We start from the raw sequence: 23,816 nt of genomic DNA on the forward strand, positions 1-23,816 counted from the left end.
ACCCATTGCAATTCGCACAGGAACACCTTTTAATTCATATTCAGCAAACTTTGCTCCTGGTCTAAAGGTATCTCTATCATCAAACTTTACAGAAATTCCTTTAGCTCGTAATTCTTTTACAATTACATCTACTTTCTCTGAAATAGCATTTAATTGCTCTTCTCCTTTATATATAGGTACAATTACAACTTGAATTGGTGCTAACTTTGGAGGCAAAACTAGTCCCGCATCATCAGAGTGTGTCATTATCAATCCACCTATTAAACGTGTTGACACTCCCCATGAAGTAGCCCATACATATTCTTGTTTTCCTTCTTTAGATGTATACTTAACATCAAAAGCTTTCGCAAAATTTTGTCCTAAAAAATGTGAAGTTCCTGCCTGCAAAGCTTTTCCATCTTGCATTAATGCTTCAATTGTTAAGGTATTATCAGCCCCTGCAAAACGTTCACTTTCACTTTTCGCTCCTTTAATAACTGGCATTGCCATAAAATCTTCTGCAAAAGTAGCGTATACTTCTTGCATTTGTTTTGCCTCAGCAAGAGCTTCAGCTTTAGTAGCGTGTGCAGTATGACCTTCTTGCCATAAAAATTCTGCAGTACGTAAAAACAAACGTGTGCGCATCTCCCAACGAACAACATTTGCCCATTGGTTAATTAACAATGGTAAATCTCTGTGAGATTGAATCCATCCTTTATATGTACTCCATATAATAGCTTCTGATGTAGGACGAACTATTAATTCTTCTTCTAATTTAGCCTCAGGATCTACACGTAATTTCCCTTCATTATCTGGGTCATTTTGTAAACGGTAATGTGTAACTACAGCACATTCCTTTGCAAAACCTTCTGCATTCTTCTCTTCTGTTTCAAACAAACTTTTAGGTACAAAAAGCGGAAAATATGCATTCTGATGTCCTGTTTCTTTAAACATTCTATCCAATTCTTTTTGCATGTTCTCCCAAATTGCAAATCCATAAGGTTTAATTACCATACAACCTCTTACTGCTGAGTTTTCAGCTAAATCGGCTTTTACAATCAATTCGTTATACCATTTCGAGTAATCTTCGGCTCTTTTTGTTAAATGTTTGCTCATAATCAAAAGTTTGGCATAAATATTGTTATTTTTTATGCGTAAATTGTCTCTGCAAAACTACATTAAAAAGGTAACAAGCCCAACAAAGAACTAATTTTTTGCAGCCATTTAAAAACAATTTACTTTAACCTAAAAAAATAAAGTCATGAAGCTACATTACACCAACACCAAACTCTCTTTCTATATTCTATCATTTTTGATGGTAGCTACATTCATATCTTGTGGTTCTGCACAAACAGTTGTTGGTAATGATGATGGTATTTATGCTGACGAGATAGAACAACCTCAACGTAGAGTAATTGTTACAGATGATCGTGAATATGATGAGTATCAAGAAAATTATTTTACCAAAGAATTAGAACGTCTCGGCACTTTAAATGGCACTGATATTTTTACTGATATTGAAAACTACAAGTCAGAAAATGTAGATTCTTATGACGAAGAAAATATTATTTATGAAGCAGAGCCTGAAACGAGAATTACCTACAACGCCAACGAACCTTGGGGTTATGACAATAATAGTGATGTGGTCATAAATATTAACACTACTCCTAGATGGGGATGGGGCTATAATAGTTTTTATGATCCATATTGGGATGGTCCATGGAGATGGAATAACTGGCGTTGGAATCGTTGGGGGTATAATTCTTACTGGCATCCTTACCATTGGAACGGTGGATTTTATGTTGGTTTAGGTGGATTTTATCATAACTCTTACTGGAATTCTCCTTACTACGGATACAATTACTACAGACCATATAGATATTATAACAACCGTCATTACGGAAGGCCTTACCGAGGTGCTAATTATTACCGAGGTCGTAGAAATGCAACCACATCTAGAAGAGGTTATACCTCTGGTCGTAGAGGAACTACAACCTCAAGACGTTCTTCTGATGTTTACAGAAGAAGTAATGGTAAAACCTATCGTAATAACAGAAACACTCGTTCTACAAGAGACTACAATACAAGAAGAGGAAATAGATCTAACAACAGAAGCATCAAACGATCAACTAGAACAAGAAGATATAATTCTAGTGGTAATAGGTCTCCTCGTAGTTACAGAGGCACAACACGCTCTACACGAAACCATAGAGCTTCCAACAATAATGATGTTCGTAAATCTTCATCAGTTCGAAACTCTAGAAGTTATACTAAGAGAAACCAAAGTTCTAATAGAGCTGTTAAAAAATCATATTCTCCAAGAAACTCTAAAAGCTATTCAAAATCAACTAGGAATAATAGAAAAAACTATGCTTCTCGTAAGAGTAGCAATTCAAGAAAATCTAGAAGTTACTCAACTCCATCAAGAAGTTCACGTAGTTACTCAACTCCATCAAGAAGTTCTAGGAGCAACTCTTCATCAAGAAGTGGTAGCAGAAGCTCTTCAAGAGGTTCTAGAAGATAATATTAAACCAAACTTAAGATAAGTTTTAACGAATTAATGGAAAAATGAAAAGAACTTTAACCCTTGCGATAATTATCGTTAGTACATTTACTGCCTATTCACAATCATTAGGTTACAACGATTTAGGTGTTTTATTCTCAAAAGATAATAATTATGGAACCGCTCGTTTTGAAGCTATGAGTGGAGCCTTTGGAGCACTTGGAGGCGATATATCAGCTTTCGGAATAAACCCTGCTGGTAGTGCTGTTGCTGTTAAGAGTACGTTTGGAATTACCTTAGGTAATAGAAACACTACATACACTGCTAATTATTACGGAAACACAACAGAAATAGAAGATGATTTTTTTAATATTACTCAAGCTGGTGGTATTTTATCTTTTGATTCTGCTCTTAATTCTGACTGGAATCGTTTTGCTTTAACCTTTAATTATAGATTAAAAAACGATTTTGAAAACTTCTTTTCTGCTTCTGGTAATAGTGAGCAAGCATTATTTAATGAACATCCAGATGATATAACAAATCAATTTAATAATGGACAAGAACAAAGGTTCAATAACTCTACCTACGGAGAGAGTAACTTATTTGAAATGGGAGTTTCTGCAGTACATCAAAATAAATTATATACAGGAGCTAGTATAAAATTCCATAATTTTAGTTTTAGTCAAGTTACTCGATTAAGAGAAACTAATGAAGATGATAACGGCAATACCCTTAACGCCTTAAACGTTCAAGATAGTTACTTTGAAGGTAGCGGGGTTTCTTTTAGTGCTGGTTTTATATACAAAGTAAATCAAAGCTTCCGTTTCGGATTAGCTTACGAAACGCCAACCTGGTACAATGAAGTTTTTGAAGATAGCAATTTAGATGTTTTCGATCCAAATGACTCAAGATACGATGACTGGGTTGGTTACACTGAAATCTCTGCTACAAACCAAGATACTGATGTTAACAGTGGTGAAGAATTTTATTCTAATATTTTCAGACTAAGAACTCCTAGCAAATTAACCGCTAGTGCTGCACTTGTTTTTGGAAAACAAGGGTTAATTAGTGCAGACTACACCTACAAAGATTATAGCTCTATAAAATACAGGGAAAATGACACCTACTTTTTAGAAATTAATCAAATTTTTGATACTGATTTTAAAGGTACCCATTCATTAAACATAGGAACCGAGTGGCGTTTTGACAAAATGAGTGTTCGAGGTGGGTATCATTTTGAAGAAAATCCTTATAAGGATGCTTTAGATGATGATCATATTTCTGGGTTCTCATTAGGGCTTGGTTATAATTTCGGAAACGTTAAGTTTGATTTATCTTATACTAATTCAGAAAATAACAGCCCATACCATATATATAACTCACCTAATATGAATGTAAACCCTATTGAGTTAACAAATGATACTTCTAGAATCTCTGGAACTATTACATTTAGTTTATAATAAAAAAAATATACATAAAAAGTCCTGCTTAAAGCAGGACTTTTTATATATACATATTTCAGTTTTTTAACGTAATTTTGCTCCACATTTACAACTTATGGATTCTATAAAAATAAACATACAAGAAACTAATAATGAAACCATTTTAAAATTTGTTAGTAGCAAAATTTTAGTCAATGGTGGTAGTTACGAATACAATAATATTGATGAGGCTAAAAACTCTCCCTTAGCACAACAACTTTTTTATCTTCCTTTTGTAAAAAAAGTATTAATTACTGCTAACTTCATTGCTATTCAACGATATGATATTGTTGAGTGGAGCGATGTTGAAGAAGAGGTTCGCGAACAAATAGAAGCTTACGTACAAGATGGTAATTCTGTAGTAAAAGAAGAAACTACCAAAAAAGATGCTGTTGAAGTATATGCAGAAGTTACTCCAAACCCGGCTGTAATGAAATTTGGGACCAACAAAGCTTTAACGCAAACTGATGTTGAGTTCAAAAACATTGAAGAAGCTAGCAAATCTTCTCCTTTAGCACTAGCATTATTTAGCTTTCCTTTTGTAAAAGAGATTTTTATTTCTGAAAACTACATTTCAATCACTAAATACGATATGATTGATTGGAATGAAGTATATCAGGAGGTACGTACTTTTATTCGTAGCTATATTCAAGAGGGTAAAAAAATCATATCTGAATTACCAAAACAACAAACTACACAAAATGTTGAAGTTCCTAAAGAGAATTTAACAGATACTGAAACCAAGATTGTTGATATTTTAGATGAATATATAAAACCTGCTGTAGCTTCTGATGGTGGTAATATCGCTTTTCAATCATACGATGCTAATAGCAAAAGAGTAAGTGTTATTTTACAAGGAGCTTGTAGTGGCTGCCCATCATCAACAGTAACATTAAAAAATGGTATTGAAACCATGCTTAAAGAAATGTTACCTAATCAAATTAATGAAGTAGTTGCCATTAACGGGTAATTCCAAACCAAACAAAATATATGTCTGAAAAGATTAAACCATATAAGAATTCTGAATTAGGAAAAAAAGAGCAAGTCGCTCAAATGTTTAATAATATTTCTGAAGATTATGACGGGTTAAATCGTATTATTTCTTTAGGAATAGATGTTAGCTGGCGTAAAAAAGTAGTAAAACTTGTAGGAGAAAACAATCCACAACAAATTTTAGATATTGCTACTGGTACTGGTGATTTAGCCCTAATGATGTCTAATTTAAAACCAAAAAAAATTGTTGGTTTAGACATTTCTGAAGGTATGCTACAAGTAGGAAGACAAAAAATAGCAAAAGCTAATTTAGCAAACAAAATAGATATGATTGTTGGTGATAGTGAAAATATACCTTTTGCTGACAACACTTTTGATGCCATAACAGTTTCTTTTGGTGTTAGGAATTTTGAAAACTTAGACAAAGGCTTAACCGAAATACTACGTGTTTTAAGGCCTGGTGGTAAATTTGTTGTGTTAGAAACTTCAAACCCAACCAAATTTCCTTTTAAACAAGGTTACAAACTATACACTAATTTTATTTTACCAATCATTGGAAAACTCTTTTCAAAAGATAAAGTTGCCTATTCATATTTATCAGAAACAGCAAATTCTTTTCCTTTTGGAGAAGCTTTCAACAATATTTTGAAAAAAAATGGGTTTAAGAATGCAAAGAATATACCTGTAACATTTGGTGTTGCATCAATTTATACCGCTTTAAAATAGTATGTTAAAAAAGCTTTTACTTTTCGGAATTTTAGCTGTGTCATTTTCAATACAAGCACAGAAAGAAAAAATATTAAAACTCCCTAGTTTTGACAAACCCCTTTTTCACTATGGGTTTTACCTTGGAGCTAATAACAATGGTTATAAAGTAACCTATAAGCCTAGTGATTTTGGTAATGCTGAAATTGAAGTGGAATCTTCAATTGGTTTTAATGTAGGTTTAATTGCTGACTTAAGATTGCATAATAACATAAATCTACGTTTTGAACCTGGGTTATTGTCTAATACCAAAACGCTTCGCTTTAAACATATTCCTGGCGCAGATAATGTTAATACACGTGAAGTAGGTGCCACATACCTACACTTACCTTTGCTTCTAAAATTAAGCACGAATAGACTTAATAACATGAGGCCTTATGTAATAGGAGGTTTTTCTTATGATCATAATTTTTCAAGTAACGAAAAAAACAATAATGATAATTTTGCCGGAGAATTTAGAACCACTACTAATAATTTTATGTATGAAATTGGTATTGGTGTTGATTTTTATTTAAGTTACTTTAAATTCTCTCCTTCTATAAGAGGCGTATTTGCAATTAATAATGAGATGAAGTACGATAACAAAAATCCTAGTCAATGGACTGACCCTATTGATTTTATGGGTACTAGAGGCGTGTTCTTACATCTAGCTTTTGAATAGAAGAACATACTTTTACTGTATAAATTTACCGTATAAAAAAGGCTACCAATATTGGTAGCCTTTTATGTTTAAAATAATAGAAGTCCCCCGAAATCTTATTATTTATTATATTATTAGACACACATTATTTTTCTAGGTCACACTTTTCATTAATTTCTCTGGGGCAAGCCCATGGAGTATTTAGTGGAGTAAGTAACGCTTTCAAACTTTAATCATTTACTAACGAGGCAAGCCATTGATTGGGTATTTAGCCTGAAAAGAATAAATAAAGACCACAAATGTGGTCTTTATTATTGGATAGAAGTCCCCCGAAATCTATCGTACTGTTAAAAACATTGTTTTTAGCATATTCAAAGATATAAAAAAATGAATAAGTTTTTTATTTTTTTATAACTATTTTACTATCAACTAAATCTTTAATAGGTAAAATAACTTTTCCTTCTGCAGTACTAATAATAACACATATATTATCAATCGCTATTACCACACCTTCTATATCATTAATAATTATCTTTTCTCCTATTGATATGTTTTTTCTAGAATAATATCCAAAGAGTAATCTTGCAACAGCATCTCTAGCTCCTAATCCAAAAGCTAAAGTAAAAGCTAGTAATACCGAAGCTATTAGGAGTGTTAAATTACTTTTAATTACCGATGTATCAACACCTGCCTGATCTAGGGCTGTTATGGATAAAAATGTTATAATTAGATAAAATGCTACATTCCCTACCAAATTACCTCCTGAAATTTCAAAAGATTTAAACATAGACTGTATGGCCTTTTTCACCATAGTTCCTAAATAAGCTCCTGCTACAAAAATACCTAAAGCTGTTAATAGGTTGGGTAAATACGCAAAAAAGCTTTTTATACCTTCTGATACTAATTTTAGCCCAAACGTTTCTGCTCCAACCATGACAAAAACAAATATTAAAAACCATTTTAAAACAGCTAAAATTACATTGGTTAATACAATATTAATTGTAGTATTTCCAAAAATTTCTGTTTTTCTTAATTTTTTAGACCATTCGTCTATTTTAGTTTTTGCTAACGCTTTTCTTAAAACGTATAAAAATAGTTTTATAAATAACCATGAAAAAATAATAAAACCTATAAACCCAGCAACAGTTGGTAGGGAGTCTATTATATTTTCAAAAGTATCTTTAAAGGGTTTTAAAATATCTAACTGTAAAGTAATCATAATAATTTATTGTTGTAGTATTATAGTTCATTCTGGTTTATTTATCATTTTTATCTTTCTTTTGCGTATCTCCTGCTCCTAACAAATCGATAATGGTACTTGGGTATTTAACCACAAACAAATCAGCCATGTCGATTGAAAGTTTAATCATTGCCACATCATTAAGTACTTTTTCTTTTAGTACTTCGGGCAGTTCTTCGTTATGTAATATTTTTTTAAATGGATTATCCATACTTATTACAGTTCATTATACGCTTTAACAACTTTTTCTTTAGCTCTTTTTAATCTCATTTTCACTGCGCTCTCACCTAAATCTAATACTTGTGAAATATCTTTAATACTCATTTCATCTTGATATTTCATCAATAATATCATTTTTTCTGAAGGCGCTATAACTTCAAGTGCTTTTGCTAGTTTATCTGATTTTAATTCAAAAAGTATTGCTTCGTCAACCTCTTCAACACTACTATCATCTTTTACTTGGTCAGTTACTACAGTAACTTTTTCTTTTCTTTTTTCTTTATTTCTTTGTACATAATTTACACAAAAGTTATATGTAAAAGAATATAACCATGTTGAAAATTTAGACTTCCCTTTAAATGTTCTTAATTTAACAAATAAACGAATAAAAACATCATGTGTTAAATCTTGCGCCTCTTCTTTACTAGATGAAAAACTATAACACTTATTATAAACAACACTTGCATAGCGATCGTATAAAGATGCAAACAAATGAGTATCATTTTTCTCTACTATATTACGAACCAAATCTTCGTCACTTAATTTTGTTATATCAATACTCTCCAAGGGGCAGTACAGTTAGTTTTCCTTTAGTTATTACATTAATTTAGACACTAAGCATAGTATGAAGTCACTACTTTCTCTTTTTAAATTTAAATTTAAATTCAAATTCAAATTCAAATTCAAATTCAAATTTAACATTATTATTAATAGAATAACCGATTCTTTCAAAAAAAATAAATGTTTTTGTAACATTATGTAATTCTTACACGTATAAGTTTATGTAGACCGATTGATAAATTAAAACACATTGAAGTAGAATGAGACAACTTAAAATTACAAAACAGGTTACTAACAGAGAAACCGCGTCTTTAGATAAATACTTGCAAGAAATAGGAAAAGTAGATTTAATTACTGCTGATGAAGAAGTTGAATTAGCACAAAGAATTAAAGCTGGTGACCAAAGAGCTCTTGAAAAACTAACCAAGGCCAATTTACGTTTTGTAGTATCGGTTGCAAAACAATACCAAAACCAAGGCTTAACCCTACCCGATTTAATTAATGAAGGTAATTTAGGGTTAATTAAAGCTGCGAAACGTTTCGATGAAACTCGTGGTTTTAAATTTATATCATATGCTGTATGGTGGATTCGTCAATCTATTTTACAAGCTTTAGCTGAACAATCTCGTATTGTACGTTTACCACTAAATAAAATTGGTTCGATTAACAAAATTAACAAAATGTACGCTTTTTTAGAGCAAGAAAATGAGCGCCCTCCAAGTGCTGAAGAAATTGCTAAAAAGTTAGACATGACAGTCAATGATGTTAAAGAATCAATGAAAAACTCTGGGCGTCATGTATCTATGGATGCTCCATTAATTGAAGGTGAAGATTCTAACTTATATGATGTCTTAAACTCTGGTGAATCACCAAACCCAGATAAAACATTATTACACGAATCATTACGTATTGAGATTAATCGTGCTTTAGAAACATTAACTCCTCGTGAGGCAGATGTTGTTAAGCTATACTTTGGTTTAGGAGAACACCAACCAATGACCTTAGAAGAAATTGGTGAAACATTTGATTTAACTCGTGAACGTGTACGTCAAATTAAAGAAAAAGCTATTAGAAGATTAAAGCATACATCTCGTAGTAAAATTTTAATGACCTATTTAGGTTAACAGTATAAATAACAACAAGTAGTTATTAACTATTTGTTTTTATATCTAATTAATGAATTGAAAGCTCTCTAATTTGAGAGCTTTCTTTTTGGTTTTAACTATATTTGTACTAAATAACACAACAACTTATAGTAATGAAAAAACTTGTAGCCCCATCAATTTTAGCGGCTGATTTTGGTAACCTACAACGTGATGTTGAAATGGTTAATGATAGTAAGGCAGATTGGTTTCATATTGATATTATGGACGGGGTTTTTGTCCCGAATATCTCTTTTGGTGTACCTGTTTTGAAATCAATAACAAAACATGCTAATAAGACAATTGATGTACATTTAATGATTGTAGACCCCGATCGTTACATTCAAACCTTTGCCGATATAGGTGCAAATATTTTAACAGTACATTATGAAGCCTGTACACATTTACACAGAACTGTACAGGCAATAAAGGCTGCTGGTATGAAAGCTGGAGTTGCTTTAAACCCACATACACCAATCGCAGCTTTAGAAGATATTATTAAAGATTTAGACTTAGTTTGTATTATGAGTGTTAATCCTGGATTTGGAGGACAATCATTCATTGAAAATACTTACAAAAAAATTCAACAGTTAAAAAATTTGATTGAATTTAGTGAAGCTTCTACCCTAATTGAAATTGACGGAGGTGTAAATGACCAAAATGCTAATAAACTTGTAGAAGTTGGTGCCGATGTACTGGTTGCTGGTAGCTTTGTTTTTAAAAGTGAGAGTCCTACAGAAACAATTTCAAATTTAAAAGCTATTATTAATTAGTAATTACTTTTTTTAAAAAAGCTATATAACCCTATGCCATATAGCTTTTTATCTTTTTAAATAGATACACAAAAAACCTCATTCATACAAATATAGACTCGAGGAAGAGGTTCGCATCTAGTACACATTACGTAAGCCTACTCTCCTTTAATGTTTTTTGTTCTGATTTATTATTTAAAATAGAACCTAAGTTTAAAATATTTTTTAACATAATAAAGTGTTTAAAGTTTCTCAAAAATAGATTCCTACAAAAAAAACCGTAATAAAAGTAAGTGTTTTTCGTAATCTTACTAATTACTTTTACCCTAAACCACTATTTTTTGGTACTAAAACTGCTCTAGTAAATAATAAATTAAATCGGTGGTAGTTACAATACCAACTAACTCATTATTATCAACTACTGGTAAAGCATGAAACTCTCTTTTCGCCAAAATTTCGGCTACCTCTTTAACAGTCGTATTAGAACTAACCGTTACTAAATTCTTGGCCATTACTTGATCTATTGAGAACATATTGTAAACTACTGTATCTACATCGGTTTCATCTTCATCAATAGCATCCGCAAAGCTAATTCTAAGTAAATCAGTATAACTTAACATTCCTTTTATTTCGTTTCCACTTACTACTGGGATATGTCTTATTTGCTCTTTTTTAAATAATTTTTCAGCTGTCATTAAATCATCTGTACTACTTAAAGTAATTACATCTTTAGTCATTATAACAGAAACTGGTGTTCTTTTTTTCATTTTTGTATGGTTTTGTGTTATTATCTACTACAAATTTCTGTAATAAATTGAACTAAAAAGCTGATTAAAGTCATAGGTTTTCAACTATTTTATTTCAAGTTAGAAGTGTAAATATTTAACTACTTTTACAAAAAAAATATCTTGATAGAGGACTTACAAAAATACTATGGCTATTTATTTGACGAAGCACTATTGCAAGAAATTGCTGATGTAGCTATAGCGAAAGAAGTCAAAGCTAATGAAGTTATTATTGATATAGGTAGTTATATTACCTCTATTCCTTTATTATTAAGTGGAGCTATCAAAATTTTACGCGAAGATAAAGAAGGGGGTGATTTAGTTCTATACTATATTGAAAAAGGAGATACTTGTGCTATGACACTTTCATGCTGCATGGGACAAACTAAGAGTAAAATAAAAGCTGTTGCTGAAACTGATGTTAAGTTATTGATGATTCCTAAACAAAAAATGAGTGAATGGCTTAGTAAATATAAAAGTTGGCAAGAGTTTATTTTACAAAGTTACCATAGTAGATTACAAGAATTTATAGATGCTATTGATACTATAGCTTTTTTAAACATGGATCAACGTCTATTAAAATATTTAAAAAATAAAGCCTTAGTAAATCAAAACGAAACGATAAGTGTCACTCATCAACAAATAGCTAACGATTTACACACTTCGAGAGTAGTAATATCTAGACTTTTAAAAGCTTTAGAAAAAAAAGATAAAATAAAACTTTACAGAAACCAGATTAAGGTTTTAGAGCTATAACCCCGTAACTTAAGTTACATTTTTTATATAAGAATCGTTCTACCTTTATCCTAAATTTTAGGACGATGAAAAAAAATATCTGTATATCTGTTTAATGTCCATTGCCTTTAATAATAGCTATTACAAAGGCTATCCAAAGATTCATTCTCCAAAATATTGTCTATTTAGCTTGTAGACAAACTCATTTAGGTAGAGTTGTAGGTATTTTACTTTAATTTTATAGGAAGTTTCTACAAAATTTCTCTTAGCATTATTAATGGCTATATGTACCTATTTGAGTGTTTCTTTGGTAGTTTGTTCGTTTGATTTTTCACTCATATGTATCTCTATATAATCAGCGATATTGACATAGAAGGTACTTTGACCTGTAAAGACAATCGTTTGGTCATCACCTATTGCAGATTGTAGTGATGTGAATTACCTCTGCTATTCCTTTTGCTGTATCAATATCTTCTAAAACAGTACTCTCAGCCATTACCATAACATTAGATTTAGCTTACTGCCACAACCAATTTTCTGTGTATTATGAGTTTGTTGTGAAGCTTTTATAGTGAAGTAATCTTCATCCATTTCTATCATTCCCTTCAAAGTATATCTATCATCACGTTGCCCTATTGCTTTACAAAGTTTATGAACCATTGCCCATACAGCTTCATAACTTTTTACCCCTAATTGACATTGTATCTTCTTTGAAAAAAAGCCCTTCTTTGTGGCACTCAAAAGAAATATGGTTTTATACCAAATCATAAATGACAACTTTGAACTTTCCATTATAGTACCACTACGTAACGATGTCTTAGAATTACAGGGTTTATCATTTATTAATCAACCAGTAATCATTTTAGCCTGACAACACTTACAAATAACTCCTTGTTTATCTCATTGTGCCTTAAAATGTAATCGACAACTCTTTTCATCTGTAAACTGCCACTCTAAAAGAAAATATACTCATTTTTAATTACTTTAAATTCAATATGATATACAAAAATTAATGCAACTTAGAATGGTTTGCGGACATACAAGTTTTACAAAATACTTAATTAAAAACGATAGATTCTTTAAAAATTACCTATAAGCTTATCCTTAAAAGTAAAAAATTACAAGTGTATTTGTGACCCAGAGAGGACTCGAACCCCCAACCCTCAGAGCCGAAATCTGATGTTCTATCCAGTTGAACTACTGAGTCTTTAAATTTTTATTAAGCTAATTTAGCTTTTACAATTGTTGAAATCGTTTTTCCATCAGCTTTTCCTGCTAATTGTTTAGACACTATCCCCATTACTTTCCCCATATCTTTCATCCCTTCAGCTCCAACATCTGCAATTGTTTTCTCTATAACTTCTCCTATTTCTTCTTCACTTAAAGCTTCTGGTAAAAATTGTTCTAAAATTGCCGCTTCTGCTAATTCTGGGTCTGCTAAATCGTTACGACCTTGCTCTGCAAACACCATGGCACTGTCTTTACGTTGCTTTATTTGTTTTTGAATAATCTTTAACTCCTCTGCCTCTGATAATTCTCCTGCACCCGCTTCAGTATTTGCTATCATAAAAGCTGATTTTAATGCTCTTAAAGCTGTTAAAGCTACCGTATCTTTAGACTTCATAGCTTCTTTCATTTTATTCATCACCTGTTTTTGCAAACTCATAGTTTATCTATTTTAAATATTAAAAAATCCCGATAAATCGGGATTTTAAAAATAAGTATTATTCTTTCATTAATCTACATTATCGTGTAAAAACGAATTATTAGAACGTGATAAATCGTTATTATCTGTATTTAATGTGGTATCTGACTTGCTAATATCTGATCCTGCATCAATATCTACTCCTAATCTTTTATAAGCAGGTTGACGTTCTATTTCATCAATATTTTTACTTACTTGATCGTTAAATTTGTAATTAAAACCTTTCATTTTTTCACGTCTTTCTTGTGCTCTTTTTTGTAGCTCGGATATCGTTAGACTTAAAGGAGAAACTTCTTCGCTTGTCGTTTCTATATTATTAATTTCTTCTTGTGTTTTAGATTTTACTTCAAACTGCAATTCTTCTTCTACTTCTTCTTCTTTAATTGTTGGAGTAGAGCTTTTACCAATTGTTGGCTGTGCACTAAAGTCGTCTAGTACATATCGTTTTTCAATTTTATGATATGCTATTTCTTCTGCTTTTACTTCAATATTTTTAATCTCGTTAGTCGTTTCAACTAAATGTGAGGCTGGCTTAATTTCTTCGTAAGAGTTTAATGGTAAATCAAACAACAAGTCTTGTTGCGTTGGTTGCTCTTTTACGTCTCTTTCTTCTACTTTAGGCTCAGCTATATTGGTAATGATAAAATCTTCTTCAGAAATTGTTTCTATTTCGATTTCATCGTATGCTACCTCAATATTTTTAATTGCCTCTGTTGTAGGAATAATCTCTGATTTTGGCTCAGATTTTTCTTCCTCTAAAACATGAACAACTTTATTTGATGATTTGTTTTTTATAGGCTCATCAATTACTGGAGCTGTTTGCACTTTTTGATCTCCAAAATTATAAGTTGCTTTTTGTTCATCTTCTAAAGTATGAACTATTTTTTTTACTTCTGTATTGGTAATATTTCCTTGCTGATCAGCAGCGAAGCCCGTAGCGACAACTGTTACTGCTATTCCATCTTCTAATAACTCATCTTCGCCGATACCCATAATAATATTAGCATCGTAACCTGCTTCATCTTGGATATAGTCATTAATTTCTCCTATTTCATCTAAGGTTACCTCATTACCTCCTGAAACGATTAATAATAATACATTTTTAGCTCCTGTAATTTTATTATCGTTTAATAATGGTGAATCTAATGCTTTTACAATGGCATTTTTTGCTCTGTTTGCGCCAGTTTCTTTAGCAGATCCCATAATTGCTGTACCACTATTTGATAATACCGTTTTTGCATCATGTAAATCGATATTTTGTTTGTAGTGATGTGTAATTACCTCTGCTATTCCTTTTGCTGCTGTTGCTAATACTTCGTCTGCTTTAGAGAATCCTGCTTTAAACCCTAAATTACCATAAACTTCACGCAGTTTATTATTATTGATAACAATTAATGAATCTACATTGTTGCGTAGCTCATCAATTCCTTTTTGAGCTTGTTTTGAGCGCATTCTTCCTTCAAATTGAAATGGCATAGTAACGATACCTACCGTTAAAATATCCATGTCTTTTGCAATTTTAGCTATGATTGGAGCTGCTCCTGTACCAGTACCTCCTCCCATACCTGCGGTAATGAAAACCATTTTGGTATGTGTGCTCAACATTTGTTGAATTTCTTGCATACTTTCAGCCGCTGCTTGTGCTCCAATTTCTGGGTTTGCACCTGCGCCTAACCCAGAAGTTAAGTGTGCGCCTAATTGAACTTTATTAGGTATTGGACTATTTTCTAATGCTTGTGCATCAGTATTACAAATTACGAAATCTACTCCGTGAATTTGTTTACTATACATGTGGTTTACTGCGTTACTTCCTCCCCCACCAACACCAATTACTTTAATGGCATTCGATTGTGTTTTTGGCATGTCGAATGAAATGTTATCGAATTCTGCGCTCATAATAACTTTCCTTTTTATTAATTCTTATTCAATTTTACACTCCTTCTTAGGGGATTAATTAGGAGTTTTTATCTATTATTCTGCGTTATCTAAAAATTCTTTGAATCGTTCTGTAAACTTATCAAAAAATGATTTAGATTTTTTCGCTTTATATTCTTGTTCTTCTTGGACTTCTTCTATGATTTCTTTTTCTTCTACAATAGTTTCTTCCATTAACATTTCTGATGCTTCTTCAACTACTTTTTCTTCTGTTTCCTTTTGCAAACCTTCCATTAACAAACCTACAGCTGTTGCAAATGCTGGGCTCGATAATGCTTCATCAGAGTCTCCTGCTAAGTGTTCATTTGGATAACCAATACGAACGTCCATTCCAGTAATATATTCTACTAACTGACGTAAATGTTTTAATTGAGCTCCACCTCCTGTTAATACAATACCAGCTATTAATTTCCCTTTTTGAGTTTCGTGTCCGTAATTCTTAATTTCTAAATATACATGCTCAATAATTTCTTGAACTCTCGCATGGATTATTTTTGATAAGTTTTTAAGTGTTATTTCTTTCGGTTCTCTTCCTCTTAAACCTGGAATTGAAACAATTTCTGTTTCTTTATTTTCTCCTGGCCATGCAGAACCGAACTTAATTTTTAATAACTCCGCTTGTTTCTCTATTATTGAACAACCTTCTTTAATATCTTCAGTAATTACATTTCCTCCAAAAGGAATTACCGCCGTGTGACGAATAATTCCGTCTTTAAATATGGCTAAATCTGTAGTTCCTCCTCCTATATCTATTAAAGCAACTCCTGCTTCTTTTTCTTCTTGACTTAATACCGCTGATGCTGATGCTAAGGGCTCAAGAGTAATATCTGACAGTTTTAATCCTGCACTTTTTATACATCTTCCTACATTGCGTATAGAAGACACCTGACCTACTACTACATGGAAGTTTGCCTCTAATCGACCTCCATACATCCCTATAGGTTCTTTTATATCTGGCTGACTATCTACCTTAAACTCTTGTGGCAATACATGTATAATTTCTTCACCTGGCAACATTACAAGTTTATGTACTTGACTAACTAAATTCTCTATGTCGTTGGCGTCAATTACCTCTTCTGATTTTTCTCTTGTTATATAATCGCTATGATGTAAGCTACGTATATGCTGACCTGCTATACCTACTACTACATCTTCTATTTTGTAACCTGAAATGCTTTCTGCCTCTTCTGCTGCTTGCTGAATAGATTGTATGGTTTGCGTAATGTTATTAACTACCCCTCGTTTTACGCCCAAACTTTTTGCCTTACCAATACCTAAAACTTCTAATTTTCCATATTCGTTTTTACGACCAATCATGGCAACAATCTTGGTTGTACCAATATCTAGACCAACTGCTATTTTATTGTTTTCCATCTTGATTTTGTTTTGTGCACACAACTTGGTTGTGGTATTTTACATTTATCGCTTTATAATTGTTAATGGTTTTGTCTGAAAATGCTTTGTTATAAAATGCTGTTAGCTTTTTAAACTTGATTGAAGCACCTTTTAACTCTCCAAAAATTATTTTATAATCGCCACTACGAACCGTAAACGTATATTCATTTTGAGCGTCTCTTTGAATAGCAATAATTTCTTTAGCGAAAAAACTATTCCTATTTATTATCTTTATTAACGTTGTTAATTCTTTGATTTCTTCAGGCTCCCCTACTCCTAAAACTAACGGCACTCTTGCTGAAAAATTTGTTGATAAAGGAATTTTTACCCCATACTTATCAACATAAAAAGATTTGTCTTTATCAACAATACGAGCTATCGGTGTTCGCTGCTTTATAATAGTTTTTAACACTCCATCTACAGTTAAAAACACAGCTGTTTTTTCAACATACGGATTTGCCGAAACGTTAGCTTCTAAAAAGTGTAAATCTACCAATCTTTTTGGTTGGTTTTTAACAAATTCATTATTTTGTATTAACAATTTATCAACCATACTGTGTGTCAAAAAGTTATTGTCTCCAGCAGCAAACTCTACTACCGTATTTTTTACTTTTTTTGCTCCATTTCTATGGGTTGTAAAACCATATAAAAACACCAAAAACATCAGCAGCAAGAAAAAAGACAAGTATGTTGCTAATTTTTTCATTTTATTTTTTGTGTTTTATTTCTAATTTATTTTTTATTTCATCAACTAATAAGCCAATATCTCCTGCACCTAACATTGTCACAATTTTTGACTCAGATTTGATTATTTCGTCACTTAATTTCTCCTTTGATATTAACTTTTTAGTATCAATAGTGAGTTTTTCTAGTAGCCAGCTAGAAGTAACTCCTTTAATTGGAACTTCTCTGGCTGGATAAATATCTAATAACAATACTTCATCAAATAACGATAATGCTTCTGCAAAATCGTTTACAAAATCTCTAGTTCTACTAAATAGGTGTGGTTGAAATACAGCCAGTACTTGTTCTTCTGGGTACATTTCTCTAACAGATTGTACTACTGCTTTTATTTCGGTTGGATGATGTGCATAATCATCAATTAGTACAACATCTTTTGTTTTAATTTTGTAAGAAAACCTACGTTTTACTCCTTTGAAAGTTCCTAATTGTTTTTTAATTTTTTCTAATGAAACACCATATACATCTGCTATAGCTAATGCTGCTAAAGCATTCATCATGTTATGGTTTCCTGGTAAATGAAATGCTATATTTTTAATTTCTGATGTTGGTGTCTTTACATCAAAAACATATTTTCCTTCTTCTATTTTTACATTATAAGCTTTATAGTCTGCTTCTTCACCTACAGCATAAGTTAACCCTTCTAACGGTAATCCTTTTGCGACAATCAAAGTGTCAGAAACTTTACCTGCGAAATCTCTAAATGATTGCTGTAAGAATTCGTTTTCCCCATAGATATCTAAATGATCAGCATCCATAGAGGTTACACATGCAATGTTGGGTGATAGTTTTAAAAACGAACGGTCAAATTCATCGGCTTCAACTACTGAAACTTTATCTTCTCCTAAAATTAAATTAGAATTGTAGTTTTCTGCAATACCTCCTAAAAAAGAAGTTGCTTTTTCAGGCTGCATAATATGTCCTAGAATAGAAGATGTTGTTGTTTTTCCATGAGTTCCTGCCACAGCTAAACAAAAAGTATTTTTGGTTATTTCTCCCAACACTTCTGCTCTTTTTAAAACTGTATATCCGTTATCTTTAAAATAATTTAATTGTAAGTGATTTTTAGGAACTGCTGGTGTATAAACCACCAATGTTTTTTCTTTATGTAAGAATGAAATTGGAATATTCTTTATAACATCTTCAAAATGAACTTCGACCCCTATTTCTTCTAAACTCTTAGTGATAGGTGTTGGTGTTTTATCATACCCTGCAACTACTTTTCCATTGACAGAAAAGTAGCGAGCTATGGCACTCATTCCTATTCCGCCAATACCTATAAAATAAACGTTATGTATCGTCTTTAAATTCACTAACTAATTAATTTTTCTATTTCGTTAACGATATGGTTGGTTGCATTGGGCAATGCTAACTCATTAATGTTTTCACTTAAACTTTCTTGCTTACCTTTGTCTTTCAGCAAGGTTTCTAACACTACAGGAAATGTATCTAATTCATTTTCTTTAACTACTAATGCTCCGTGTTTATCTGCAATAGATTTTGCGTTTTTTGTTTGATGATCTTCAGCAACATTTGGTGATGGAATAAAAATAGTTGGTTTACCCACTATACATAATTCTGACACTGAACTTGCTCCTGCTCTTGACACAATAAAGTCTGCAGCAGCATACGCTAAGTCTATCCTATTTAAAAACTGATGTACTTGAATATTTTCTAGTTCATCATATTTTTTATATTCTTCAAAATACAACTTACCACATTGCCATATCAATTGAACTCCTTGTCTTTTGAAGAAATCTAAATTTGCTTCAACTAACTGATTTATCTTACGAGCACCAAGGCTTCCTCCTAATATTAAAATTGTTATTTTTGATGTATCTAATTCAAAAAATTCTTTTCCTTCTTCTATTTTCGTATGAATAAATAGTAAATCTTGACGAACTGGATTTCCTGTTTTTACTATTTTCTCTTCTGAGAAAAAGCGCTCTAAATTATCGTATGCGACACATATTTTTTGTGCTCTTTTCCCTAACAATTTATTGGTTATTCCAGGGTACGAATTTTGTTCTTGAATTAAGGTTGGTATTCCTTTTTTGTTAGCTACCATTAATGTTGGCCCGCTTGCAAAACCTCCTGTACCCACAGCTACATCTGGTTTAAATTTTCGTATGATTTGATATGCTTTCCATAAACTGCTTAACAGTTTAAATGGAAATAGTAAGTTCTTTAGAGTTAATCTTCTTTGTATTCCTGAAATCCACAACCCTTCAATGTCATATCCTGCTTGCGGAACTTTTTCCATCTCCATTTTATCTTTTGCTCCAACGAACAAAATATTAGCCTCTGGATAACGAACTTTTATTTCGTTAGCAATCGCTATGGCAGGATAAATATGACCTCCTGTACCTCCACCACTTATTATGACATTAATTGACTGTTTCATACAATCTTTTTTATTTTAACATTATGGTTGTATGTGAAACTCATAATAGTTCCAACCCATAAATCTGTATTTTTAATCCAATGTTTCATGTAAAATATCTAAAGGGTTATCATCTAAAATTGTTTCTTCAGTTTCATTTTTAGAAGCGCTTACACTTAAAATCATTCCTAATGCAAAACATGTCATCCAAATAGAGGTACCCCCACTACTAATTAGCGGAAGTGTTTGTCCTGTTACTGGTAAAATATTCACTGCTACTGCCATGTTTATCATTGCTTGAAAAACAATGGGAATTCCTACCCCTACAACTAATAGAGTTGCAAATATGGTAGTAGCTTTTTTAGCAGTTATTAAAATTCTAAAGAGCAACAAAAAGTAAATAAAAATCACCACAATTGCTCCAGCAAACCCATACTCTTCAACAATAATTGCATAAATAAAATCGGATGACGATTGTGGTAAAAAGTTTTTCTGTACACTCTTCCCTGGTCCTTTTCCTATAACCCCTCCTGTTGCTATAGCTATTTTAGCTTTTTCTACCTGATAATTTTCTTCACCGTCTGATTGAGAAAAACTTTCAATCCTACTTTTCCATGTGTTTACACGGTTAGGCATTGCATCTGGAAATGCTTTAGCTACCAGTATAAAAAACAGAAATGCAAAAAGTCCTATTCCTAAGATATAACCTATATATTTCAATGGATACCCTCCTATAAATGATACTATTAAAATCATAAAAAACACCATAGCAGTAGTTGAAAAATTTGCTGGTAATATTAATATTAGCACCAATCCTACAGGAAGCCATAATTGCAATAAGCTTTCTTTAAAAAAAATTACTTTTTCTTTATTTTTTGCCAAGTATCGTGCTACATATACCATTAATACTAGCCCTGCCAATGTAGAGGTTTGAAACCCAATACCCACAAACGGAATACGAATCCACCTACTCGCATTAGCTCCTCCAATAGTTGTTCCTTGCGCCAAGGTAAAAACCAGTAGTAAAACAACTACAGGCAGCATTAAAACTGAACCTCCGCTAAAATACCTATATGGAATTTTATGCACTCCGTAAATAACAGCAAACCCAGTAATTAACAATACAATGTGTTTTACCAAATGCCCTAAGGTAGATCCGTTACCAACTACATATACCAAATTGGTGCTTGCACTGTATATTGGCATAAATGAAAATATTGCCAATACTGCAACTATAGCCCAAATGGCTCGGTCTCCTTTTATATGTCGAAAGATGTTTTTCATCAATCTTTATTCTACATTATATATTTCTTACAGCTTCTTTAAATTTTCTTCCTCTATCTTCATAGTTCTCGAATAAATCGAAACTAGCACATGCTGGTGATAACAATACTGTATCTCCTTTTTGCGCTACTTTATATGCTACTTTTACTGCTTCTTCTGCTCCGGCAGTTTCTACCACAACATCAACTACGTTAGCAAAAGTGTCTATAATTTTTTGATTATCTAACCCTAAACAAACTATCGCTTTTACTTTTTCTCTCACTAGAGGTAATAAATCGGTATAATCATTTCCTTTATCAACACCACCTACAATCCAAACTGTTGGGTTATCCATACATTCTAATGCATAAAAAGCTGCATTTATATTGGTTGCTTTACTGTCGTTAATAAATTCAATTCCATTTACTTTTTGTACTTTTTCTAAACGGTGCTCTACACCTTCAAAATCAGATAGGCTCTCTGCGATTGTTTCTTTTCTTACTTTTAATAATTTTGCTGCCATCGATGTAGCCATGGCATTTTTAGTATTATGTTTTCCTTGTAACGTTAGTTCAGAAACCTTCATTAATTTTTCTTCTGTATTAATTTTCATTATTATCGTGTCTTGTCTTAAAAAAGCTCCGTACTCCAATTCTTTTTCTACTGAAAATGGCACTAGCGTTGCTTCTGTTTTATTGTTTTTTAACCAATTTTGAATTGCTTCGTTATCGGCGTCATATATTAAAAAATCGTCTTTTGTTTGATTTTTTGTAATTCTAAATTTTGAGTTTATATAGTTATCAAACTTATATTCATATCGATCTAAATGATCTGGTGTTATATTGGTAATTATTGCAATATGTGGTTTAAATTTTTCTATACCATCTAACTGAAAACTACTTAATTCTAACACATATTCATCATATTGATTGTCAACTATTTGTTTTGCGAAACTATCACCTATATTCCCTCCAACTCCCACATTTAAACCAGCTTCTTTCAATACATAATGTATTAACATGGTTGTGGTTGTTTTTCCGTTTGAACCTGTAACTCCAACAATTCTAGCATCTGTAAATTCTGAAGCAAATTCTATTTCAGAAATTACTTTAACTCCTTTTGAAATTAATTTTTGTACAAGCAATACTTTTTCTGGAATTCCTGGACTTTTCATCACCACATCAGCATTTAAAATTTTTTCTTCTGTATGCTGGTTTTCTTCAAAGTCGATTGAACTATGTAAAAGAACTTTTTTATATCGCTCTGCTATACTTCCTTTATCTGAAACAAAAACATCATATCCTTTTTGCTTTCCTAAAAGTGCTGTCCCTACACCACTTTCTCCCCCACCAAGCACAACTAATTTTTTCATTTATCTTAACTTCAACGTTACTATGGTAAATACCGCTAATAAAATTCCTACAATCCAAAAACGAACTACAATTTTACTTTCGTGATAATTTAGCTTTTGATAGTGGTGATGTAAAGGAGACATTTTAAAAATTCGCCTTCCTTCCCCAAATTTCTTTTTGGTATACTTAAACCACGAAACTTGTAGTATTACTGATAAGTTTTCAACCACAAATATCCCTGCTAAAATTGGCAGTAATAATTCTTTTCTTATGGCAATTGCTATTACCGCTATGATACCTCCAATAGTTAAACTTCCTGTATCTCCCATGAATACTTGTGCTGGATAAGTATTGTACCATAAAAATCCTATTAATGCTCCTGCAAAAGCCAAGATAAACACTGTCATTTCTCCTGATTTTGGGATATACATCACATCTAAATAATCTGCAAAAATGATATTCCCAGATACCCACGCAAAAATCGCCAAAGTTATCACCATTATTGCTGATGAACCTGCTGCTAAACCATCTATTCCATCTGTTAAGTTCGCCCCATTTGAAACTCCTGTAACAATAAAGACAGCAACAAAGATGAAGACTATCCATCCATACTTTCCATACCCTTCTCCTAAGAAACTAAATGCTTTTGCATAGTCTAATTCATTATCCTTTAAAAAAGGAACTGTTGTTTTTGTTGATTTATGTGCTTCTCCAAATACCTTCTTTTTACCATCTACTTGCACAACTTGTTCTGAAACTGGCAGTTGTTCTTTTATGGTTACATTGGGGTGAAAATACAGCATAGAACCTACAATTACGCCTAAGCCTACCTGTCCTAGCACTTTAAACTTTCCTTTTAATCCAGCCTTGTCTTTTTTAAATACTTTTATATAATCATCTGCAAATCCAATAAGCCCCATCCAAACGGTGGTTATCAATAAAAGTAAAATGTATATGTTTTCTAACTTAGCTAACAGCAACACCGGAATTAACGTTGCTAGGATTATAATCACACCTCCCATAGTTGGTGTTCCTGTTTTTTGTACTTGACCGTCTAAACCTAAATCTCTTACTGTTTCACCAACTTGCTGCCTTCTTAGGTAATTGATTATTTTTTTACCAAAAATAGTTGAAACTAACAGAGATAATATGAACGCCATAGCAGATCGAAATGTGATGAACTGAAACACACTTGCTCCTGTTAAGCTAAACTCACTTTCTAAATATTGAAATAAATAATATAGCAT

22 protein-coding genes, 1 tRNA gene and 1 pseudogene are annotated in these 23,816 nt (G+C 31.9%); 8 read left to right on the plus strand and 16 right to left on the minus strand.

The genetic code is table 11. From position 1 onward, the window contains the following. Positions 1–1,095, minus strand: a 1,095-nt coding sequence (gene proS / locus ACKTSW_RS10460; protein WP_408025213.1) for a proline--tRNA ligase, incomplete at its 3' end; no start/stop codon positions are given. A 145-nt stretch (positions 1,096–1,240) separates the two neighbouring features. On the opposite strand from proS, the gene ACKTSW_RS10465 reads away from it, so the two are divergent. The 5 genes from ACKTSW_RS10465 to porT all read left to right on the plus strand — a co-directional run bounded on the left by ACKTSW_RS10465 (position 1,241) and on the right by porT (position 6,382). After that, positions 1,241–2,503, plus strand: a complete 1,263-nt coding sequence (locus tag ACKTSW_RS10465) for a splicing factor U2AF large subunit (protein ID WP_408025214.1) — start codon at positions 1,241–1,243, stop codon at positions 2,501–2,503. Positions 2,504–2,547: 44 nt separating this feature from the next. Beyond that, positions 2,548–3,942: an OmpP1/FadL family transporter gene (locus ACKTSW_RS10470; RefSeq protein ID WP_408025215.1), complete on the plus strand. Its 1,395-nt coding sequence runs from the start codon at positions 2,548–2,550 to the stop codon at positions 3,940–3,942. A 97-nt stretch (positions 3,943–4,039) separates the two neighbouring features. Continuing rightward, positions 4,040–4,933 carry a NifU family protein gene (locus ACKTSW_RS10475; RefSeq protein WP_408025216.1) on the plus strand — a complete coding sequence of 298 codons (894 nt, stop codon included), beginning with the start codon at positions 4,040–4,042 and terminating at the stop codon, positions 4,931–4,933. A 20-nt stretch (positions 4,934–4,953) separates the two neighbouring features. Next, the gene (ubiE, locus tag ACKTSW_RS10480; RefSeq protein WP_408025217.1) at positions 4,954–5,682 is read left to right on the plus strand and encodes a bifunctional demethylmenaquinone methyltransferase/2-methoxy-6-polyprenyl-1,4-benzoquinol methylase UbiE; all 729 of its coding nucleotides are present in this window, start codon (positions 4,954–4,956) and stop codon (positions 5,680–5,682) included. A gap of 1 nt (position 5,683) precedes the next feature. Beyond that, positions 5,684–6,382 carry a type IX secretion/gliding motility protein PorT/SprT gene (gene porT, locus ACKTSW_RS10485; protein WP_408025218.1) on the plus strand — a complete coding sequence of 233 codons (699 nt, stop codon included), beginning with the start codon at positions 5,684–5,686 and terminating at the stop codon, positions 6,380–6,382. Positions 6,383–6,761: 379 nt separating this feature from the next. Here the strand turns inward: porT and ACKTSW_RS10490 are convergent, their stop codons facing one another. From ACKTSW_RS10490 to ACKTSW_RS10500, 3 genes are read right to left on the minus strand one after another with little or no spacing between them, the layout of a single operon-like run. Further along, positions 6,762–7,580, minus strand: coding sequence for a mechanosensitive ion channel family protein (locus tag ACKTSW_RS10490; protein ID WP_408025219.1), 819 nt, complete (start codon positions 7,578–7,580; stop codon positions 6,762–6,764). A gap of 37 nt (positions 7,581–7,617) precedes the next feature. Continuing rightward, the gene (locus ACKTSW_RS10495) at positions 7,618–7,812 is read right to left on the minus strand and encodes a hypothetical protein (RefSeq protein WP_408025220.1); all 195 of its coding nucleotides are present in this window, start codon (positions 7,810–7,812) and stop codon (positions 7,618–7,620) included. Positions 7,813–7,817: 5 nt separating this feature from the next. Further along, positions 7,818–8,387 (minus strand): RNA polymerase sigma factor, encoded by a 570-nt coding sequence (locus tag ACKTSW_RS10500; RefSeq protein WP_408025221.1) that lies wholly within the window; start codon positions 8,385–8,387, stop codon positions 7,818–7,820. Positions 8,388–8,641: 254 nt separating this feature from the next. Here ACKTSW_RS10500 and ACKTSW_RS10505 point away from each other — a divergent pair, with 254 nt between their 5' ends. Continuing rightward, positions 8,642–9,505, plus strand: a complete 864-nt coding sequence (locus ACKTSW_RS10505) for a sigma-70 family RNA polymerase sigma factor (protein WP_028891227.1) — start codon at positions 8,642–8,644, stop codon at positions 9,503–9,505. 134 nt (positions 9,506–9,639) lie between these two features. Then, complete coding sequence (rpe, locus tag ACKTSW_RS10510) at positions 9,640–10,296, plus strand: ribulose-phosphate 3-epimerase (protein ID WP_408025222.1); 657 nt, start codon at positions 9,640–9,642, stop codon at positions 10,294–10,296. A 326-nt stretch (positions 10,297–10,622) separates the two neighbouring features. On the opposite strand, the gene ACKTSW_RS10515 is transcribed toward rpe, so the two are convergent. After that, positions 10,623–11,042: a CBS domain-containing protein gene (locus ACKTSW_RS10515; protein WP_408025223.1), complete on the minus strand. Its 420-nt coding sequence runs from the start codon at positions 11,040–11,042 to the stop codon at positions 10,623–10,625. A 141-nt stretch (positions 11,043–11,183) separates the two neighbouring features. Here ACKTSW_RS10515 and ACKTSW_RS10520 point away from each other — a divergent pair, with 141 nt between their 5' ends. Then, entirely contained in the window at positions 11,184–11,816 is a 633-nt protein-coding gene (locus ACKTSW_RS10520; RefSeq protein ID WP_408025224.1) for a Crp/Fnr family transcriptional regulator, read from the plus strand. Positions 11,817–11,907: 91 nt separating this feature from the next. Here the strand turns inward: ACKTSW_RS10520 and ACKTSW_RS10525 are convergent. The 11 genes and pseudogenes from ACKTSW_RS10525 to mraY all read right to left on the minus strand — a co-directional run bounded on the left by ACKTSW_RS10525 (position 11,908) and on the right by mraY (position 23,816). Beyond that, positions 11,908–12,768 (minus strand): annotated as a pseudogene (locus ACKTSW_RS10525) (IS1595 family transposase). A gap of 160 nt (positions 12,769–12,928) precedes the next feature. After that, positions 12,929–13,002: transfer RNA gene (locus ACKTSW_RS10530), tRNA-Arg, on the minus strand. 12 nt (positions 13,003–13,014) lie between these two features. Next, complete coding sequence (locus tag ACKTSW_RS10535; RefSeq protein ID WP_408025225.1) at positions 13,015–13,461, minus strand: GatB/YqeY domain-containing protein; 447 nt, start codon at positions 13,459–13,461, stop codon at positions 13,015–13,017. Between the two features lie 69 nt (positions 13,462–13,530). After that, positions 13,531–15,396, minus strand: a complete 1,866-nt coding sequence (ftsZ, locus tag ACKTSW_RS10540; RefSeq protein ID WP_408025226.1) for a cell division protein FtsZ — start codon at positions 15,394–15,396, stop codon at positions 13,531–13,533. A 75-nt stretch (positions 15,397–15,471) separates the two neighbouring features. Then, the gene (gene ftsA / locus ACKTSW_RS10545) at positions 15,472–16,809 is read right to left on the minus strand and encodes a cell division protein FtsA (RefSeq protein WP_408025227.1); all 1,338 of its coding nucleotides are present in this window, start codon (positions 16,807–16,809) and stop codon (positions 15,472–15,474) included. After that, the gene (locus tag ACKTSW_RS10550; RefSeq protein WP_408025228.1) at positions 16,796–17,536 is read right to left on the minus strand and encodes a cell division protein FtsQ/DivIB; all 741 of its coding nucleotides are present in this window, start codon (positions 17,534–17,536) and stop codon (positions 16,796–16,798) included. The genes ftsA and ACKTSW_RS10550 overlap by 14 nt, the downstream gene beginning before the upstream one ends. Position 17,537: 1 nt before the next feature. Beyond that, positions 17,538–18,884, minus strand: coding sequence for a UDP-N-acetylmuramate--L-alanine ligase (gene murC, locus ACKTSW_RS10555; RefSeq protein WP_408025229.1), 1,347 nt, complete (start codon positions 18,882–18,884; stop codon positions 17,538–17,540). Beyond that, positions 18,884–19,975 carry an undecaprenyldiphospho-muramoylpentapeptide beta-N-acetylglucosaminyltransferase gene (gene murG, locus ACKTSW_RS10560; RefSeq protein WP_408025230.1) on the minus strand — a complete coding sequence of 364 codons (1,092 nt, stop codon included), beginning with the start codon at positions 19,973–19,975 and terminating at the stop codon, positions 18,884–18,886. Before murG ends, murC begins: the two co-directional genes overlap by 1 nt. 72 nt (positions 19,976–20,047) lie before the next feature. After that, positions 20,048–21,238 (minus strand): FtsW/RodA/SpoVE family cell cycle protein, encoded by a 1,191-nt coding sequence (locus ACKTSW_RS10565; protein ID WP_408025231.1) that lies wholly within the window; start codon positions 21,236–21,238, stop codon positions 20,048–20,050. Between the two features lie 16 nt (positions 21,239–21,254). After that, positions 21,255–22,589, minus strand: coding sequence for a UDP-N-acetylmuramoyl-L-alanine--D-glutamate ligase (gene murD / locus ACKTSW_RS10570; protein WP_408025232.1), 1,335 nt, complete (start codon positions 22,587–22,589; stop codon positions 21,255–21,257). Further along, a complete protein-coding gene (gene mraY, locus ACKTSW_RS10575; protein WP_408025233.1) occupies positions 22,590–23,816 on the minus strand; it encodes a phospho-N-acetylmuramoyl-pentapeptide-transferase in 1,227 nt (408 codons plus the stop codon). It abuts the gene before it with no gap.

Source organism: Tenacibaculum sediminilitoris, assembly GCF_964513795.1.
Classification (GTDB): domain Bacteria; phylum Bacteroidota; class Bacteroidia; order Flavobacteriales; family Flavobacteriaceae; genus Polaribacter; species Polaribacter sediminilitoris.